This is a genomic window from Pseudomonas sp. SC3(2021) (assembly GCF_019856535.1).
In the GTDB taxonomy this organism is placed as follows: domain Bacteria; phylum Pseudomonadota; class Gammaproteobacteria; order Pseudomonadales; family Pseudomonadaceae; genus Aquipseudomonas; species Aquipseudomonas monsensis.
In genome coordinates, this window is record NZ_CP082236.1 from 4,108,579 (window position 1) to 4,127,403 (window position 18,825).

At 60.5% G+C, this 18,825-nt stretch carries 14 protein-coding genes; 11 read left to right on the top strand and 3 right to left on the bottom strand.

From position 1 onward, the window contains the following. The first annotated feature begins 322 nt into the window (after positions 1-322). Complete coding sequence (locus K5Y35_RS18380) at positions 323-1,540, top strand: MFS transporter (RefSeq protein WP_222832549.1); 1,218 nt, start codon at positions 323-325, stop codon at positions 1,538-1,540. A gap of 189 nt (positions 1,541-1,729) precedes the next feature. Here K5Y35_RS18380 and K5Y35_RS18385 read toward each other — a convergent pair whose 3' ends face one another. Continuing rightward, positions 1,730-3,580 carry a sigma-54-dependent Fis family transcriptional regulator gene (locus tag K5Y35_RS18385; protein ID WP_222832550.1) on the bottom strand — a complete coding sequence of 617 codons (1,851 nt, stop codon included), beginning with the start codon at positions 3,578-3,580 and terminating at the stop codon, positions 1,730-1,732. A 372-nt stretch (positions 3,581-3,952) separates the two neighbouring features. On the opposite strand from K5Y35_RS18385, the gene K5Y35_RS18390 reads away from it, so the two are divergent. Genes K5Y35_RS18390 through K5Y35_RS18415 form a run of 6 tightly spaced genes read left to right on the top strand, consistent with a single transcriptional unit; the run spans position 3,953 to position 9,903 of the window. After that, on the top strand, positions 3,953-5,047 hold the full coding sequence (locus K5Y35_RS18390) for an ABC transporter ATP-binding protein (protein WP_123462433.1): 1,095 nt from the start codon (positions 3,953-3,955) through the stop codon (positions 5,045-5,047). Further along, on the top strand, positions 5,047-6,156 hold the full coding sequence (locus K5Y35_RS18395; RefSeq protein WP_123462435.1) for an ABC transporter ATP-binding protein: 1,110 nt from the start codon (positions 5,047-5,049) through the stop codon (positions 6,154-6,156). The genes K5Y35_RS18390 and K5Y35_RS18395 overlap by 1 nt, the downstream gene beginning before the upstream one ends. Next, entirely contained in the window at positions 6,153-7,019 is an 867-nt protein-coding gene (locus tag K5Y35_RS18400) for a carbohydrate ABC transporter permease (RefSeq protein ID WP_007912484.1), read from the top strand. Before K5Y35_RS18395 ends, K5Y35_RS18400 begins: the two co-directional genes overlap by 4 nt. Positions 7,020-7,029: 10 nt before the next feature. After that, complete coding sequence (locus K5Y35_RS18405) at positions 7,030-7,830, top strand: carbohydrate ABC transporter permease (protein WP_123450806.1); 801 nt, start codon at positions 7,030-7,032, stop codon at positions 7,828-7,830. 10 nt (positions 7,831-7,840) lie between these two features. Continuing rightward, positions 7,841-8,113, top strand: coding sequence for a DUF2160 domain-containing protein (locus tag K5Y35_RS18410; protein ID WP_007912485.1), 273 nt, complete (start codon positions 7,841-7,843; stop codon positions 8,111-8,113). 47 nt (positions 8,114-8,160) lie between these two features. Beyond that, complete coding sequence (locus K5Y35_RS18415) at positions 8,161-9,903, top strand: ABC transporter substrate-binding protein (RefSeq protein WP_222832551.1); 1,743 nt, start codon at positions 8,161-8,163, stop codon at positions 9,901-9,903. 131 nt (positions 9,904-10,034) lie between these two features. Here K5Y35_RS18415 and K5Y35_RS18420 read toward each other — a convergent pair whose 3' ends face one another. Together K5Y35_RS18420 and K5Y35_RS18425 are read right to left on the bottom strand one after the other, a co-directional pair. Further along, positions 10,035-11,468, bottom strand: coding sequence for a heavy metal sensor histidine kinase (locus K5Y35_RS18420; RefSeq protein WP_222832552.1), 1,434 nt, complete (start codon positions 11,466-11,468; stop codon positions 10,035-10,037). Beyond that, complete coding sequence (locus tag K5Y35_RS18425) at positions 11,465-12,139, bottom strand: heavy metal response regulator transcription factor (RefSeq protein WP_128614809.1); 675 nt, start codon at positions 12,137-12,139, stop codon at positions 11,465-11,467. Before K5Y35_RS18425 ends, K5Y35_RS18420 begins: the two co-directional genes overlap by 4 nt. A 596-nt stretch (positions 12,140-12,735) precedes the next feature. Between K5Y35_RS18425 and K5Y35_RS18430 the strand changes: the two genes are divergently transcribed. From K5Y35_RS18430 to K5Y35_RS18445, 4 genes are all read left to right on the top strand, one after another. Further along, on the top strand, positions 12,736-13,983 hold the full coding sequence (locus tag K5Y35_RS18430) for a TolC family protein (protein WP_222832553.1): 1,248 nt from the start codon (positions 12,736-12,738) through the stop codon (positions 13,981-13,983). 49 nt (positions 13,984-14,032) lie between these two features. After that, positions 14,033-15,226 (top strand): efflux RND transporter periplasmic adaptor subunit, encoded by a 1,194-nt coding sequence (locus K5Y35_RS18435; RefSeq protein WP_222832554.1) that lies wholly within the window; start codon positions 14,033-14,035, stop codon positions 15,224-15,226. A gap of 15 nt (positions 15,227-15,241) precedes the next feature. Continuing rightward, positions 15,242-18,394, top strand: a complete 3,153-nt coding sequence (locus K5Y35_RS18440) for a CusA/CzcA family heavy metal efflux RND transporter (protein WP_222832556.1) — start codon at positions 15,242-15,244, stop codon at positions 18,392-18,394. Between the two features lie 198 nt (positions 18,395-18,592). After that, positions 18,593-18,793: a co-regulatory protein PtrA N-terminal domain-containing protein gene (locus tag K5Y35_RS18445; protein WP_222832557.1), complete on the top strand. Its 201-nt coding sequence runs from the start codon at positions 18,593-18,595 to the stop codon at positions 18,791-18,793. Positions 18,794-18,825 lie beyond the last annotated feature (32 nt).

The following is an 18,825-nucleotide window of genomic DNA, read 5'->3' on the forward strand; positions in this document are numbered from 1 at the left end:
AACGTGCTGCTTTGAATCCATAATCGACTGGTTTTTTCAGGTCGATGTGCAACGCCAGACACCTCGGTCGGCTCCCTCTCCCGGAGGGAGAGGGGACCGAATGGGGGATGTTCAGGAAATACGCCGACTTGAACGTGCTGCTTTGAATCCATAATCGACTGGTTTTTTCAGGTCGATGTACAACGCCAGACACCTCGGTCGGCTCCCTCTCCCTCCGGGAGAGGGCTGGGGTGAGGGTTGCTTTTGACGTTCGCGTAGGTCTTGATGTCGGCAACGCGTTCAGCCGGATGCTGAGCAGCGACGATCATGTAAGGGAAACACCATGGCCAATCACTATCGCGAACTGCTAACGACCCCAGGCGCCACCGGGTTAGTGCTCGCGAGTTCCATCGCCCGCTTGCCACAGGCAATGATCGGCATCGGCATCATCACCATGCTGGTGCAGCAAACCGGCGTGTACTGGCTGGCCGGTGCCGTCGCCGGGACTTTCACCCTGGCCAATGCGTTGCTCGGCCCGCACATCTCGAGATTGGTTGATCAGCGTGGCCAGAGCCGCGTGCTACCCGTCGTCACGGCGTTCAGCATTGCCATGTTGCTGGCACTGATCATCGTGGTTTACATGCGGGCACCGGCCGCACTGCTGTTTGTTCTAGCGGCGCTGGCGGGGACGATGCCGAGCATGCCGTCGATGATCCGCGCCAGATGGACGCAGTTGTTCCGGGGCAAGCCGCAATTGCACACAGCGTTCTCGCTGGACACCGTCCTCACCGAGCTGGCCTATATCGTCGGCCCGCCACTGGCGATCGGTCTGAGCGTGAGTTTTTTCGCCGAGGCCGGGCCGCTGGTTGCGGTCGGGTTGTTGGCTATTGGGGTGACCGCGTTTCTGCTGCAACGCCAGACTGAACCTAAAGTTGTCGTGGGCCACGCCAGCCATGGCGGCTCAACCCTGCTGATTCCCGGCGTTTGCACCATTGTTCTGGCGCTGTTGGCGATGGGCGTCATTGGTGGCGCAATCGATGTCGCGGTCGTCGCCTTCGCCAATGCGCAGGGCTGGCCAGCGTCGGCGACCTTCATCCTTGCTGCCTATGCGTTTGGCTCATTGGTGGCGGGCCTGACGTTTGGTGCATTGCGGGTTTCCCTGGCGATTGAAAAACAGTTTCTGGTCGGGATATTGGTGACGGCGTTCACCGGTGTGCTGCCTGTTTTTGCAACGGATGTTTATGTGCTGACAGCGGCGCTGTTTATCGCGGGCATCTCGTTTGCTCCGACGATGGTCGTGGTGATGAAGCTGGGGACGATCATTATTCCTCCGTCGCGGATCACCGAAGGGCTGACGTGGATGACCACGGGTATCAGCATTGGCGTTGCGCTAGGCGGCATGCTGGCGGGGCTGGTGATTGATGCGTGGGGCGCGCGGGCAGGGTTCGGCGTGGCGATTGGTGCAGGGTTGATGATGGTGGTGGTTGTGCTGGTGGGGTTGCGGACATTGGAGGCGGCTTCGGTTGCGCATGTTGAGCCGGAATTTTCGCCCTCACCCTAACCCTCTCCCCCAGGAGAGGGGACTGAATGGGGGGTGCTCAATAGATACGCCGACCTGAACGTGCGGTACCGAATCCATAATCGCCACGATGTTTCAGGTCGATGTTCAGCGCCAGACACCTCGGTCAGCTCCCTCTCCTGGGGGAGAGGGCTGGGCGGGCGGCGTTCCGATGAGGGGAACGGGGTTCACTCAACCCTCAATCTGGCGCAGCCGCTTGTAAAGCGTATTCCGACTCACCCCCAACCGCCGCGCCAGATGTGAAATATTCCCTCCGGAAGCCTTCAGCTCCCGGTTCAGTGCCTCAACATTATTCAAATCCAGCTCCAACGGCGCCGCACTCTCCACCGGCTCCATCTCCAGATCCACAAAAAAATCATCCGGTAAATGCTCAGGCCTCACCGGTTGCTCCTCAGCCATCGCCAACGCCACCTGCATCACGCTGCTGACTTGCCGTAAATTCCCCGGCCAAGGATGTCGGCTGAACAGCTCCAGCACCTCCTGGCTCAACCCCGCCCACTGCGTCGGTTCACGATGCTGCTCCCACAACCGCTTGAACAACGCCTCTTTATCACTGCGCTCCCGCAGCGGCGGCAGTTCCAGGGTCAGGCCACCAATGCGGTAATACAAATCCTCACGAAACCGGCCCAATTGCACTTGTTCACGTAAAGAGCGGTTCGTCGCTGAAATGATCCGCAAGTCCACCGGGAACAGCTCGCTACTGCCCACCGGTTGCACGCAACGTTCTTGCAACACGCGCAGCAACCGCGCTTGGGTCGGCAACGGCATATCGCCAATCTCGTCGAGAAACAGAGTGCCTCTGTCAGCCTTGCGAATCAGGCCGATGCTGCCTTTCTGGTTGGCGCCGGTGAACGCGCCTTTCTCGTAGCCGAACAGTTCGGACTCGACCAGTTCGGCGGGGATCGCCGCGCAGTTGACGGCAATGAACGCCTGTTTGCTACGGGAGCTGGCCTGATGCAGGGCTTTGACGAAGACTTCCTTGCCGACGCCGGTCTCGCCGTGAATCAGCAGCGGAATATCCTTTTCCAGCAAACGCTCAGCCTGACGCACGGCTTTTTCCACGCGACTGTCGCCGAAGTGCAAGGTATTGAGGCTGATCGCGTTCGACGTTCTAACCGGTGGTTCCGCACGTTTCGGCTCGGCAAACACCCGCGGCTGGAGCGGCGCCTGTTGCGGCCGCTTCAACAAACACTGAAAACGGTTACGCCCGGACGTCTGCAAGGCAAACGGCAAGCCCTCCGGCTGATTGAGCAACTCCAGCAGCGACACCTTGAACAGGCTTTCGACGCTGACCCGCGACAGGCGCACACCGAGCAGGTTGTCCGCGCGCCGATTGGCCGACAGCACCTGACCGCTCTCATCGAAGATCAACAACCCCGCCCACTGACTGTCGAGGTTGTTCAACCCGGTGTTGAAGGTCAGTTGAAAATGCTGGCCGTGGAACAGGTTGAGAATCAGCCGGTTTTCCACGGTCTGGCTCATCATCTTGACCATGCCCAGGGTGTGCGACGGCGGCAGGTAGCTGTCGCTGGACACGTCGAGCACCGCGATGACTTTGCGCTCGGCGTCGAAAATCGGTGCGGCGGAACCGGTCATGAAACGGTTGGCCTTGAGGAAGTGCTCGTCGTGCTCGATATGCACCGCCTGTTCGCAGGCCAGCGCGGTGCCGATCGCGTTGGTGCCGCTTGAGCGTTCCCTCCAGCTCGCGCCGGCCCGGAACCCCCGCGCCAGATTCGGTTCGATAAAGCGTTGCGTGCCCCACGACGTCAGCACCTGGCCCTGATTGTCGGCGAGCATGATCAGGCAATTGGAATTGCTGAGGATGTTTTCGTAATAGGGCAGGACTTCCTGATGGGTGGTCTGCACCAGCGCATGGTGACTGTCGAGCAACTGCGCGATGCCGGCGGCGGGCAGTTGATCGAAGGCCGGGGTGCTGTGGTGGTCGAGACCGAAGGCACGGCAACGTTGCCAGGACGTCTGGACGATCGCGTCGTGGGACAGCGGCGGGGCAGGTGCGGCCATGGCAGGTCAGCCTCTGATGCAGCGTTTTTATTGTTGTTATGAACCCAGATCCCGAGAACCACACAGATCAACTGTGGGAGCGAGCTTGCTCGCGAAAGCGTCGTATCAGTCACCGAATCGGTTGAATGACACACCGCATTCGCGAGCAAGCTCGCTCCCACAGGATCTCCGGTGTTCACCGAAATGAGTTCATAGAGTGTTGTTCACTATTGTTCATTGTCAATCGCCCAACTGTTCAAATGTGTTCAGCAATGAACGCCCGTTCGCCACGTTTTCGCCACTTTTCACGACAAATCAACCACTTGCCATTTCTGGCACGAATGTCGCTCTGATGCACAGGTCGCTTGACTCCAATAATAAAAAGGCCGAGCCATGTCACTCACCCTGGAGCACGTCAGCCGCACCGTCGAGGGCCAGACCTGGATCGACGATGCCTGCCTGAAATTCGAACCCGGTTCGTTCAACGTTTTGCTTGGGCGCACGCTGTCCGGCAAAACCAGCCTCATGCGGTTAATGGCCGGGCTGGACAAGCCCGACAGCGGGCGCATCCTGATGAACGGCGTCGATGTCACCCAGCGCCCGGTGCGGTTGCGCAACGTGTCGATGGTCTATCAGCAGTTCATCAATTACCCGACCATGACCGTGTTCGAGAACATCGCCTCGCCCCTGCGTCAGGCCGGGGTCTCGAAAGAAATCATTCAGAGCAAAGTGCTGGAAACCGCGAAGATGCTGCGCATCGAGAAGTTTCTGCAGCGCTATCCGCTGGAACTCTCCGGCGGCCAACAGCAGCGCACGGCGATGGCCCGCGCGCTGGTCAAGGATGCCGAGCTGATCCTGTTCGACGAGCCGCTGGTCAACCTCGATTACAAGTTGCGCGAGGAACTGCGTCAGGAAATGCGCGAGCTGTTCAAGGCGCGCCATACCATCGCGATCTACGCCACCACCGAACCCAACGAAGCGCTGGCACTCGGCGGCACCACGACCATTCTTCACGAAGGCCGGGTGATTCAGAGTGGCCCGTCGACTTCGGTGTACCACCAGCCGCAAACCGTGTTGGCGGCGGAATTGTTCTCCGAACCACCGATCAACCTGATGCCGGGACGCATCGCCGGCAACGAAGTCAGCTTCGCCAATTTCGTGCACTTCCCGTTGAACGTCGATCTGCGCCCGGTGGGTGAGGGCGAGTTCCGCTTCGGCGTGCGCCCCAGCCACATTTCGCTGGTGCCGAGCAACGATGACGATCTGGAACTGGCGGTCACCGTCGAAGTGGCGGAGATCAGCGGTTCGGAAACCTTCCTGCACGTGCGCAACGAGCATTTCCTGCTGGTGCTGCACCTGCCGGGGGTTCACGAATACGACGTCGATGCGCCGATCCGCATCTACATCCCGACCCATAAACTGTTTGTGTTCGATGCGCAGGGCCGTCTGGTGCAAGCACCGGGCCGGCGTGTCGCGAGGGTTGCCTGATGGCCGAAATCCGTTTGCAGCACCTCGCCCACAGCTACAGCAAAACCCCGAGCGGCGCGGAGGATTATGCCATCCGCGAGATGGATCACGTCTGGGAGCAGGGCGGCGCCTACGCCTTGCTCGGGCCATCGGGTTGCGGCAAGTCGACGTTGCTCAACATCATTTCCGGCCTGCTCAGCCCCTCGCAGGGCCATGTGTTGTTCGACGGCAAAGCGGTGAATGACCTGACGCCGGAGAAGCGCAACATCGCCCAGGTTTTCCAGTTTCCGGTGGTCTACGACACCATGACCGTGTTCGATAACCTCGCCTTTCCGCTGCGCAATCAGGGCATGGCCGAGGCGAAAGTGCACAGCAAGGTGCAGGAAATTGCCGAAGTCCTCGACCTGCAAAACCTGCTGAGCAAAAAGGCCCGTAACCTCACCGCCGACGAAAAACAGAAAGTCTCCATGGGCCGTGGTCTGGTGCGTGACGACGTCTCGGCAATCCTCTTCGACGAACCGCTGACGGTGATCGACCCGCACCTGAAGTGGAAACTGCGGCGCAAGCTCAAGCAGATCCACGAGCAATTCAACATCACCATGGTCTACGTCACCCACGATCAACTGGAAGCCTCGACCTTCGCCGACAAGATTGCGGTGATGTACGGCGGCCAGATCGTCCAGTTCGGTACGCCAAGGGAATTGTTCGAGCGGCCGAGCCACACCTTTGTCGGCTACTTCATCGGCAGTCCGGGGATGAACCTGATCGACGTGCAGCCGCAACCCGGCGGCGTCGGTTTCGCCTCGACGCACCTGCCGTTGTCCGACGCCATGCAACGGCATATCGAGCACGGTCAGTGGAAAAATCTGAAGGTCGGCATCCGCCCCGAGTTCATTCATGTGTGGGACGAGCCGTTTGATGACGCGATGCAGGCCCGGGTCGTACACGTCGAAGACCTCGGCACCTACAAGATCATGACCCTCGACCTCGATGGCGCGCCGCTCAAGGTGCGCCTGACCGAAGACAAACCGGTGCCGCAGGGCACGGCGTACATCAGTTTTCCTGCGCAGTGGTTGATGGTCTATGCCGATGAATTTCTGCTTGAAGCCGGTGATGAGGTGCAGCCATGAACAAGGTGCAGAACAACAAGGCCTGGTGGCTGGTATTGCCGGTGTTTCTGCTGGTGGCGTTCAGTGCGGTGATCCCGATGATGACCGTGGTCAACTATTCGGTGCAGGACATCTTCGACCAATCCAGCCGCTACTTCGTTGGCGCCGATTGGTACAAGCAAGTGCTGCTCGATCCACGTCTGCACGACTCGCTGCTGCGGCAGTTCATCTACTCCGCGTGCGTGTTGCTGATTGAAATCCCGCTGGGCATCGCCGTCGCCCTGACCATGCCGACCAAGGGCCGCTGGTCGTCGGTGGTGCTGATCATTCTGGCAATCCCGCTGCTGATCCCATGGAACGTGGTCGGCACCATCTGGCAGATTTTCGGCCGCGCCGACATCGGTCTGCTCGGTTCCAGCCTTAACGCGATGGGCATCAGCTACAACTACGCGGCTAACACCATGGACGCCTGGGTCACGGTGCTGGTGATGGACGTCTGGCACTGGACTTCATTGGTGGCGCTGTTGTGCTTCTCGGGTCTGCGGGCGATTCCCGACGTGTATTACCAGGCGGCGCGCATCGACCGGGCGTCGGCGTGGGCAGTGTTCCGCCACATTCAGTTGCCGAAGCTGAAAAGCGTGCTGCTGATCGCGGTGATGCTGCGCTTCATGGACAGTTTCATGATCTACACCGAGCCGTTCGTGCTCACCGGCGGCGGGCCGGGTAACGCCACGACCTTCTTGAGCCAGACGTTGACGCAGATGGCGGTAGGGCAATTCGACCTCGGTCCGGCAGCGGCGTTTTCGCTGGTGTACTTCCTGATCATCCTGTTGGTTTCGTGGCTGTTCTACACCGCCATGACCCATTCCGACGCCAACCGCTGAGGGCCCGGCCATGAGCAAGAGAAAGCTGATTCCGCTGCTGGTGTACATCCTGTTCCTGCTGGTGCCGATCTACTGGCTGCTGAACATGTCGTTCAAGAGCAACACCGAAATCCTCGGCGGGTTAACCCTTTTCCCACAGGACTTCACGCTGGCGAACTACAAGGTGATCTTCACTGATCCGAGCTGGTACAGCGGCTACATCAACTCGCTGTACTACGTCAGCCTGAACACGGTGATCTCACTGAGCGTGGCGTTGCCGGCGGCGTATGCGTTTTCGCGTTATCGCTTCCTCGGCGACAAGCACCTGTTCTTCTGGCTGCTGACCAACCGCATGGCGCCGCCGGCGGTGTTTCTGCTGCCGTTCTTCCAGTTGTATTCGTCGATCGGGCTGTTTGACACGCACATCGCCGTGGCACTCGCGCACTGCCTGTTCAACGTGCCGCTGGCGGTGTGGATTCTTGAGGGCTTCATGTCCGGCGTACCGAAGGAAATCGACGAAACCGCCTACATCGACGGCTACAGTTTCCCCAAGTTCTTCGTGAAGATTTTCATCCCGCTGATCGGCTCCGGCATCGGCGTGACGGCGTTTTTCTGCTTCATGTTTTCCTGGGTCGAACTGTTGCTGGCGCGCACGCTGACCTCGGTGAATGCCAAGCCGATTGCCGCCGTGATGACGCGCACGGTCTCGGCCTCGGGCATCGACTGGGGCGTGCTGGCGGCGGCGGGGGTGTTGACCATCCTGCCGGGCATGCTGGTGATCTGGTTTGTTCGCAACCACGTGGCCAAGGGCTTTGCCCTCGGTCGGGTCTGAGGAGCTGATGATGGAATGGATGAGCTGGACTACACCTACCGCAGCTTTCTTCATCGTCATCGGCCTGATTCTGGTTGGTATGACGACATGGGAGTTGCGCTCGCCGAGCATCCTGCGGCGAGGTTTTCTGCCGATTGCCACCACCCGTGGCGATCGTTTGTTTATCGGTCTTCTCGGCAGCGCCTACCTGCATTTGCTGGTGATCGGCGCCACCGACTGGAGCATCTGGGTGGCGTCCGCGTTGTCCCTGGTGTGGCTGTTGGCTGTGATGCGTTGGGGCTAGTCGAGTCGTTCGGCAACGCGGCTCCACAACTTAAACAGGAGGTCTCTATGTTCGACAAAAACAATAAGCTGCGACATAGCATTTCATTGGCAGCCATGCTGGCACTCAGCGGTTTGAGCGCCGCCGCGTGGGCGGACGTCTACGAAGACGCGGCGAAAAAATGGATCGGCAGTGAATTCAAACCGTCGACCCTGACGGCGGAGCAGCAACTCGAAGAACTGAAGTGGTTCATCAAGGCCGCCGAGCCGTTTCGCGGCATGGAAATCAAAGTGGTTTCCGAGACCCTGACCACCCACGAATACGAGTCCAAGGTGCTGGCCAAGGCCTTCACCGAAATCACCGGGATCAAGCTGACCCACGACCTGCTGCAAGAAGGCGACGTGGTGGAAAAAATGCAGACGGTGATGCAGTCGGACAAAAACATCTACGACGGCTGGGTCAACGACTCGGACCTGATCGGCACGCACTTTCGCTACGGCAAGACCGAGTCGATCACCGACCTGATGGCCAACGAAGGCAAGAACTTCACCTCGCCGACCCTCGACATCAAGGACTTCATCGGCATCTCGTTCACCACCGCGCCGGACGGCAAGGTTTATCAGCTGCCCGACCAGCAGTTCGCCAACCTTTACTGGTTCCGCGCCGACTGGTTCGAACGCGCCGACCTGAAAGCCAAATTCAAGGAAAAGTACGGCTACGAATTGGGCGTGCCGGTGAACTGGTCAGCCTATGAAGACATCGCCAAATTCTTCAGCGAAGACGTCAAGGAAATCGACGGCAAGCGCGTCTACGGGCACATGGACTACGGCAAGAAAGACCCGTCGCTGGGCTGGCGTTTCACCGATGCCTGGTTCTCCATGGCCGGTGGCGGCGACAAGGGCCTGCCCAACGGCTTGCCGGTGGACGAGTGGGGGATTCGCGTCGAGGACTGCCATCCGGTCGGTTCCAGCGTGACCCGTGGCGGCGACACCAACGGTCCGGCGGCGGTGTTCGCCACCACCAAGTATGTCGACTGGCTGAAGAAGTACGCGCCACCGGAAGCGGCAGGCATGACCTTCTCCGAATCTGGTCCGGTGCCATCGCAGGGCAACATCGCCCAGCAGATTTTCTGGTACACCGCGTTCACCGCCGACATGACCAAACCGGGTCTGCCGGTGGTCAACGCCGACGGCACGCCGAAATGGCGCATGGCGCCGTCGCCGCGCGGACCGTATTGGGAAGAGGGCATGAAGCTCGGGTATCAGGACGTGGGGTCGTGGACGTTCATGAAATCCACGCCTGAGAAACAGAAACTCGCGGCGTGGCTGTATGCGCAGTTCGTCACCTCGAAAACCGTTTCGCTGAAGAAAACCATCGTCGGCCTGACACCGATTCGCGAGTCGGACATCAACTCGCAGGCGATGACCGATCTGGCGCCGAAGCTCGGTGGCCTGGTCGAGTTCTACCGCAGCCCGGCCCGTGTGCAATGGACCCCGACCGGGACCAACGTGCCGGACTATCCGCGTCTGGCGCAATTGTGGTGGAGCCACATCGCCGAAGCGGCCAGCGGCGAGAAGACTCCGCAGCAGGCGCTGGATGGCCTGGCCAAGGATCAGGACGCGATCATGACCCGCCTCGAACGCTCCAAGGCGCAAGCGGTGTGCGCACCGAAAATGAACCCGGAACGCGACGCGCAATACTGGTTTGATCAACCGGGTGCACCGAAACCGAAGCTGGCCAACGAGAAGCCGAAGGGCGAGACCGTGAGCTACAACGAACTGCTGAAATCGTGGGCGGATGCGCGCAAGTGATAGTGGAACGGTGAAAGGTAAACGGCACCGCAAGGTGCCGTTTTCATTTGTGCTTGATCGACCGCCATCGCTGGCAAGCCAGGCTCCCACAGGTTTCTGTGGTGTGCACAAAACTCTGTGTACACCGCAATTCACTGTGGGAGCTGGCTTGCCAGCGATGGGGCCGTTGGTGTCGCCACAGGAAAGCCCAGGCGGAACACGGTCATGGCGCCGGGCAGGCTTTTCACCTCCGCCACCCCCTGATGCAGGCTCATGATCGAGCGCACAATCGCCAGCCCCAGCCCGGTGCTGCCCTGCGAACGCGAACGGGCGCTGTCGACGCGGTAGAAACGATCGAACAGATGCGGCAGATGCTGCGCCTCGATCCCCGCCCCCGGATTGCTCACCAACAGCGCAGCCTGTGTCGCGCCTTGCTCGATCAGCAGCGTCACGGTTTTCCCCTCTGGGCAGTGGCGCAGCGCATTCGACAGCAAATTGGAAACCGCCCGCTGAATCATCAACCGGTCACCCTGCACCGACGCGTTGCCGACGACGTTCACGTGAATGTTCTTTTCCTGCGCCGACAACGAAAACATTTCGGCCACTTTTGCGACCTCAGCCTCCAGCGCCACCGATTCAAACGGCGCCAGCGCCGACGGATGACTGACTTGCGCCAGAAACAGCATGTCCGAAACAATCCGCGCCACGCGCTCCAGCTCCTCGGTGCAGGACACCAATACGTCCTTGTATTCCTCGGTTGTGCGTTCGCGGGACAAGGTCACCTGGGCTTTGCCCATCAGGTTGTTGATCGGCGTGCGCAGCTCATGGGCCAGGTCATCGGAGAACTGCGACAACTGCTGCACCCCGGCATCCAGCCGATGCAGCATGACGTTGATGCCCTGGGCCAGTTCGCTCAATTCCTGTGGCATGTTCACCACCGACAGCCGATGGTCCAGGTCCTGGGTCGAGACCATCGCCGCCACTTTGCGAAACTCGCGCATCGGCGCCAGGCCGCGCTGCACCGCACCCCACGCGGTGAGGCCGATGAACACCAGCAACAGCGGCAGGGCAATCAGCGTCGAGCGCAGATAGGCGCTGAGCAAGGCTTGATCGTGGGCGTTGTCCATCGACAGCAGCACCGGCACGCGGTTGCCATCCTTGAGCCGAATCAACTTCGAAGCGGTAAGGAATTTCGCCCCCTCGGCATCGGTACTGTCGCTGTAGGTCAACTGATCGGTCGCCGCTCGCACTGCCCGCAATTCGACCCGCGGATCCCTCAGCCCGGAGCCGGCTTTGAGCAACGGCGAACGCAGGTTCAAGCGGTCATAAATGGTCAGCGTCAGGTTGTCATGGCCCATGACCTGATCGAGCAGAATGTGCGGCTTGCCACTGACTTCCTTGGCGTCGACGTACAGCGACAGGCTGTGCTCCACCTGCGCCATCTTCTTTTGCAGGCTGTCGCGCGACAGCGCGTTGAGCTCATGGGTCAGGGCGAAATACGCCAGGATCGCCAGAAACACCACCAGCATCGCGCCGAGCGTACTCACCGTCAGACCGAGGCGCATCGACAGGCTGGCCGGCTTCATTCCCGCGCCTCCAGCACGTAACCGACACCGCGCAGGGTATGGATCAGCTTGTGCTCGAACGGGTCGTCGATTTTTGCCCGCAAGCGGCGGATCGACACTTCGACCACGTTGGTGTCGCAATCGAAGTTCATGTCCCACACCAGCGAGATGATCTGCGTGCGGGTCAGCACCTCGCCGGACTGGCGCATCAGCAGGTGCAGCAGGGCGAATTCCTTGGTGGTCAGGTCGATGCGCTGCGCGCCACGAAACGCCCGATGGCGGCCCGGATCGAGTTCCAGATCGGCGACTTTCAGTACCTGCGGCACCGGGATGTTTTCGCTGCGGCGCATCAAGGTGCGCACCCGCGCCAGCAGTTCGGGAAACTCGAACGGCTTGACCAGATAGTCATCGGCGCCCAGGTCCAGACCACGGATCTTGTCCGCCAGCCGCCCGCGCGCGGTGAGCATCATCACCCGCGTTGAGTGGGTGCGGCGCAGTTGTTCCAGCACGCCCCAGCCGTCCAGTTCCGGCAGGTTCACGTCGAGAATGATCAGGTCATAAGTCTGCTGTTGCGCCAGATGCAATCCATCGGCACCGGTGGCGGCGTGGTCAACGATATAACCACTTTCGGTCAAACCCTGATGCAAGTATTCGGCAGCTTTAAGCTCGTCCTCGACGACAAGGATTCGCATGATCTATCACCACTTTTATTTAATGGATATTTAATTAAGGTGGCCGGGAAAGTTATTGTTTTTGTAAGGTCTTCCGGACGTTGTTCTATAACGATAAGAAGCCCCTCACCCTAACCCTCTCCCAGAGGGAGAGGGAGAGGGTTAGGGTGAGGGGCTTCAGAACTGCACCGACGTGGAACATCTTTACGGAATCCATAGTCGACTTGATTTAACAGGTCGATGAAAAGTGTCATACACCTCGGTCGGCTCCCTCTCCCCCGGGAGAGGGCTGGGGTGAGGGGAAGTCCGGACAATAAAGGTTGTAGTGGCTACAGGGTCAACCGCCAAGCGCTTTAAAACGGTGCTCTGCGACAGCCGGTCGCAGCACAAGCCACAAAATCCTTATGAGTTTGATTCCCGCAAGTGCTGTTCAGCAGATAACTATTGTGTTTTTGTTTCGATGTATTTCGATAGAACCGTTTGCACTTCGCATCCTAGAACAAAACAACTTCGGCAAACCGTGGATAACGGATTTGTAATCTTCCAGTCACCTTGTCGATAAGTTCAAAACTCTACCGTGGCGGCATCAAAGATTCTTGATTAAAGGAAGTCTTCCATTGCCCGGTTTAACAGAACTGATGGCGCGATCACGCCTGAAAAAAATAGCCAGCGGCATTCTGTTGCTGGCCACTGCAAACCTTGCGGTTGCATCGACCCTGACTCTGGAGCAGGCCCTGCAAGCGGCCTTCGCCGGCAACCCGGATCTGGCCGCTGCCCAATGGGAAATCGGTATTGCCGAGGGCGACCGCAAACAGGCAGGCCTGATCCCCAACCCCGAGGTGTCGTGGGAGGCTGAAGACACCCGGCGCAACTCGCGCACCACCACGGTGATGCTCAGCCAGCCGATCGAACTGGGCGGCAAACGCGGCGCCCGCATCGACGTCGCCAGCCGCGCGCAGGACGCTGCCGGCATCGAACTGGAGCGCAAGCGCAATGCCTTGCGCGCCGATGTGATTCAGGCGTTCAACAGCGCGCAAACCGCGCAGCAGCGTTTGCAGCTGTCCCGGCAATCCCTGCAATTGGCCGAGCACGGTGTGCGGGTGGCGCAAGGGCGCATTGAGGCGGGTAAATCGTCGCCGGTCGAGGGCACGCGAGCGCAAGTGCAGCTCTCGGAAGTGCGCCTTGAACTGAGCCGAGCCGAACGCGATCAGGCCACCGCGTACCAACAACTGGCGCAGGTCATGGGCGCGCCGTTGCCGACGTTGACCAAGGTGCAGGCACCCACGCAAAGCATGCCGGCCGTTCCACCTCCGACAAAATTGCTCGAACGTCTTAACGAGACCGCCGAATTGCGTTTGGCCACGTTGCAGATTGATCAGCGCGAAGCGTCGCTGGGCCTGGAAAAGTCCCAGCGCATTCCCGACCTCACCGTGAGTATCGGCAGTCAGTACAGCGAAACCGAGCGCGAGCGGGTCAACGTGGTCGGGCTGTCGATGCCGATCCCGCTGTTCAACCGCAATCAGGGCAACGTGCTCGCCGCTGCTCGCCGAACCGATCAGGCGCGGGATCTGCGCAACGCCACCGAGCTGCGTTTGCGCACCGAAGTCCAGACCAGCCTCGAGCAATGGCAGACCGCCAACGGCGAAGTCAAAGCCTTCAATCAGACCATCCTGCCCGCTGCGCAAAGTGCGGTGGACAGCGCCACCCGTGGTTTCGAAATGGGCAAGTTCGGCTTCCTCGATGTGCTCGACGCCCAACGCACGTTGATCGCTGCGCGCAGCCAATACATCCAGGCCGTCAGCGAGGCGACCGACGCCCGCGTGCGCCTCGAACGGATCTTCGGCGACCTCAGTGTCAGCCCTTGAATTTGACTTTTCACATCACTGCGCGCAGGCACGGCGCAGAGGAGTTTGCATGGATAAAAAACTGATGGTGGTCGCGGTGGCGACCCTGGCGCTGGGCATTGGCATCGGCTCGATGTGGGCGGGCAATGCACCGCTCGAGGCTCACGCCGATGAGGCGGCAGAACATGCGGATCACGCCGAAGAAAACGCGGCAGCCGAAGGCGAGCATGGCGAAGAGGGGCATATCGAATTGAGCGCCGAGCAGATCACCTCGGCGGGCATTCAACTGGCCGAGGCGCAGGCGCAGAGCTTCAGCCTCGGCCTGTCGTTCCCCGGTGAAGTGCGTTTCGACGAGGATCGCACCGCCCACGTTGTGCCGCGAGTGCCGGGAGTGGTCGAGTCGGTGGCGGTCAACCTCGGGCAACCGGTGAAAAAAGGTCAGTTACTGGCGGTGATCGCCAGCCAGCAGATCTCCGATCAACGCAGCGAACAGGCGGCTGCGCAACGCCGTCTGGCCTTGGCGCGGACAACCTACGAGCGCGAGAAAAAACTCTGGCACGACAAGATCTCCGCCGAACAGGATTTCTTACAGGCTCGCCAGGCACTGCAAGAAGCGGAAATCACCATGAACAACGCCCGACAGAAAATCAGTGTGCTCAGCGGCAGCGTGGTCGCCAGCGGCGGCAATCGCTACGAACTGCGCGCACCGTTCGACGGCGTGGTGGTGGAAAAACACCTGACACCCGGCGAGGTGGTCGATGAAAGCACGGCTGCTTTCACCCTGTCCGACTTGTCCCGCGTGTGGGTCACGTTCGGTGTTTCACCCAAGGACTTGACCAAGGTGCAGGTGGGCAAACCGGTCACCGTCAGCGCGCCTGAACTGAAAGTCGAAGTGACTGGCAACGTGGCCTACGTCGGCAGTCTGCTCGGTGAACAGACCCGCACCGCGACCGTTCGCGTGACGCTGGAAAACCCGCAGGGGTCATGGCGCCCGGGGCTGTTCGTCAGCGCACGGGTGGCCACCGACAGCCGCGAAGTGAAAGTCGCTGTGCCGGAGACCGCGATCCAGACCGTCGAGGACAAACCCACGGTGTTCGTCCGAACCGATGATGGCTTCAAGGCGCAAGCGGTGGAGCTGGGCGGCCGTGCAGCCGGCCACGTCGAAATCACTCAGGGGCTGGAACCGGGCGCGCAAGTCGCCAGCGCCGGCAGCTTCGTCCTCAAGTCGGAGCTGGGCAAAGCCTCAGCCGAGCACAGCCATTAATTCTGGAAGGTCCTCATGTTCGAACGCCTGATCCAGTTTGCCATCGAGCAGCGCATCATTGTGCTGCTCGCCGTTCTGCTTATGGCCGGCCTCGGCATCGCCAGTTATCAAAAGCTGCCGATCGACGCCGTGCCCGACATCACCAACGTCCAGGTGCAGATCAACACCGGCGCCGCCGGCTTCTCGCCGCTGGAAACCGAGCAGCGCATCACCTTCCCGATTGAAACCGCCATGGCCGGTCTGCCGGCACTCGAACAGACCCGTTCGCTGTCGCGTTCGGGGCTGTCGCAAGTGACGGTGATCTTCAAGGACGGCACTGACCTGTTCTTCGCCCGCCAATTGGTCAACGAGCGTTTGCAGATCGCCAGGGAGCAATTGCCTGAAGGCGCAGAGGCGGTGATGGGGCCGATCTCTACCGGGCTCGGCGAGATTTTTCTGTGGACGGTTGAGGCGAAGGACGGCGCGCTCAAGGACGACGGCACCGCGTACACGCCGACCGATCTGCGGGTGATTCAGGACTGGATCATCAAGCCGCAACTGCGCAACGTGCCGGGTGTCGCCGAGATCAACACCATTGGTGGTTTTGCCAAGGAATATCAGATCGCGCCGGACCCGAAACGCCTGGCCGCGTACAAGCTGACCCTCACCGATCTGGTCACCGCGCTGGAGCGCAACAACGCCAATGTCGGTGCCGGTTATATCGAGCGCAGCGGCGAGCAGTTGCTGATCCGCGCACCGGGGCAAGTGGCGAGCACCGAGGACATCGCCAACATCGTCATGGCCAACGTCGACGGCACGCCGATCCGGGTGAAGAACGTCGCCAGCGTCGAAATCGGCCGTGAATTACGCAGCGGCGCGGCCACCGAAAACGGTCGGGAAGTGGTGCTGGGCACTGTGTTCATGCTGATCGGCGAGAACAGCCGTACCGTGTCGCAAGCGGTCGCGAGCAAGCTCGAACAGATCAATAAATCCCTGCCCCAAGGCGTGATTGCCGTGCCGGTTTACGACCGCACGCACCTGGTTGACAAAGCCATTGCCACGGTGAAAAAGAACCTCGTTGAAGGCGCGGTCCTGGTCATTGCGATTCTGTTCCTGTTCCTCGGCAATATCCGTGCGGCGCTGATTACCGCGATGGTGATTCCGCTGTCGATGCTGTTCACCTTCACCGGCATGTTCAGCAACAAGGTCAGTGCCAACCTGATGAGCCTCGGCGCGCTGGACTTCGGGATTATTGTCGACGGTGCGGTGGTGATCGTCGAAAACACCCTGCGCCGCTTGGCCCATGCACAGCAGCATCACGGCCGTTTGCTGAGCCGTGCCGAGCGTTTCAGGGAAGTTTTTGCCGCAGCGAAAGAGGCGCGGCGGCCGCTGATTTTCGGCCAGTTGATCATCATGGTGGTGTACCTGCCGATCTTCGCCCTGAGCGGCGTCGAAGGGAAAATGTTCCACCCGATGGCGTTCACCGTGGTCATCGCGTTGCTCGGTGCCATGCTGCTTTCCGTGACCTTCGTGCCGGCGGCGATTGCGCTGTTCGTCACCGGCAAGGTCAAGGAAGAAGAGGGCGCGGTGATGCGTGGCGCGCGCCGGGTGTATGCGCCGGCGCTGGCGTGGGTGATGAGTCATCGGGCAATCGCAGTGGGCGCGGCGATGGCCGTGATCGTGCTCAGCGGCGTGCTCACCAGTCGCATGGGCAGCGAGTTTGTGCCGAGCCTCAGCGAAGGCGATTTTGCCCTGCAAGCGTTGCGCGTGCCGGGCACCAGCCTGACGCAGTCGGTGGACATGCAGCAGCGGCTGGAGACCTTGATTCTGGCGAAAGTGCCGGAAGTCGAACGTGTCTTTGCCCGCACCGGCACCGCCGAAATCGCTTCCGACCCTATGCCACCGAACATCTCCGACAGTTACGTGATGCTCAAACCCATAGACCAATGGCCCGACCCGAAAAAGCCCCGTGAAACCCTGATGGCTGAACTGCAAGCCGCTGCCGCGACGTTGCCGGGCAGCAACTATGAACTGTCGCAGCCGATCCAGTTGCGCTTCAACGAACTGATCTCCGGCGTGCGCAGCGATGTCGCGGTCAAGGTGTTCGGCGATGACATGGATGTACTCAACGCCACGGCGGCGAGGATTGCGGCAGCGATGCAGAAGGTCAGCGGCGCGTCTGAAGTGAAGGTCGAGCAGACCACCGGGTTGCCGGTGTTGACCATTAACATCGACCGCGACAAGGCGGCGCGTTATGGCCTCAACGTTGGCGATGTGCAGGACACCATCGCCGTCGCAGTGGGCGGGCGTCAGGCCGGCACCTTGTACGAGGGCGATCGGCGTTTCGACATGGTGGTGCGCTTGTCCGATGCCATGCGCAAGGACATCGACGGCCTGGCGGCGTTGCTGATTCCGGTGCCGGCGCTGAGCGGTGCGGCGAATCAGATCGGTTTTATCGCGCTGAAGGACGTCGCCAGCCTCGACCTGGTGCTCGGGCCGAATCAGGTCAGCCGCGAAAACGGCAAGCGTCTGGTGATCGTCAGCGCCAACGTGCGCGGGCGCGATATCGGTTCGTTTGTCAGCGAGGCCAGTGAGGTGATCGAGCGCGATGTGCAGGTCCCGGCCGGTTACTGGACCCGTTGGGGCGGGCAATTCGAGCAACTGCAATCGGCGGCCAGGCGCTTGCAGATTGTGGTGCCGGTGGCGTTGCTGCTGGTGTTCGGGTTGCTGTTCATGATGTTCAACAATCTCAAGGACGGCTTGCTGGTGTTTACCGGGATTCCGTTTGCCTTGACCGGCGGCGTCATGGCGCTGTGGTTGCGCGATATTCCGTTGTCGATTTCGGCTGGCGTGGGGTTTATCGCATTGTCCGGGGTGGCGGTGCTCAACGGGTTGGTGATGATCGCGTTCATTCGCAATTTGCGTGAAGAGGGAAGGTCGCTGGCGGAGGCGATTAATGTCGGCGCGCTGACGCGCTTGCGGCCGGTGTTGATGACGGCGCTGGTGGCGTCGCTGGGCTTTATTCCGATGGCACTTGCGACAGGCACCGGCGCCGAGGTACAGCGGCCGTTGGCGACGGTGGTGATTGGCGGGATTCTGTCTTCGACGATCCTCACGTTGCTGATCTTGCCTGCGCTGTACCAGATCGCCCATCGCCGGGATGAGGACCCGATCCCCACTGGGCCGTGATCTTTTGTAGGGGTGAACCTGCTCGCGATATCGGTCTAGCAGCCGGATTTACATCGGCTGACCCACCGCCATCGCGAGCAGGCTCACTCCTGCAGGTTTTGTATACGTACATGACGAATCTGTAATTCCCCCGCCACCGTCACGAAAGGTGCGCCTTGTTACCTTGATCCCGTCAGCTACTTAAACGAGGAATCAACGATGAAATTCGCCCGACTGAGCACCTTCGCAGCCGCCCTGATGCTGTCGTCCCTGGCCTTGGCCGAAGGCGGTGGTGACCGCACTTTCGACCGCATGATGAGCGCCAATGACCGCGCCGTAGAGCTGTTCGTCGCCAAGGAACAGGCTCGCGACCCGGTGGTCGTCAACGAGAAGAAAGACGACCAGAGCAAAAAACTGTAAGCACCGCGCACTGGAACAAGCCCGTTGTCGCG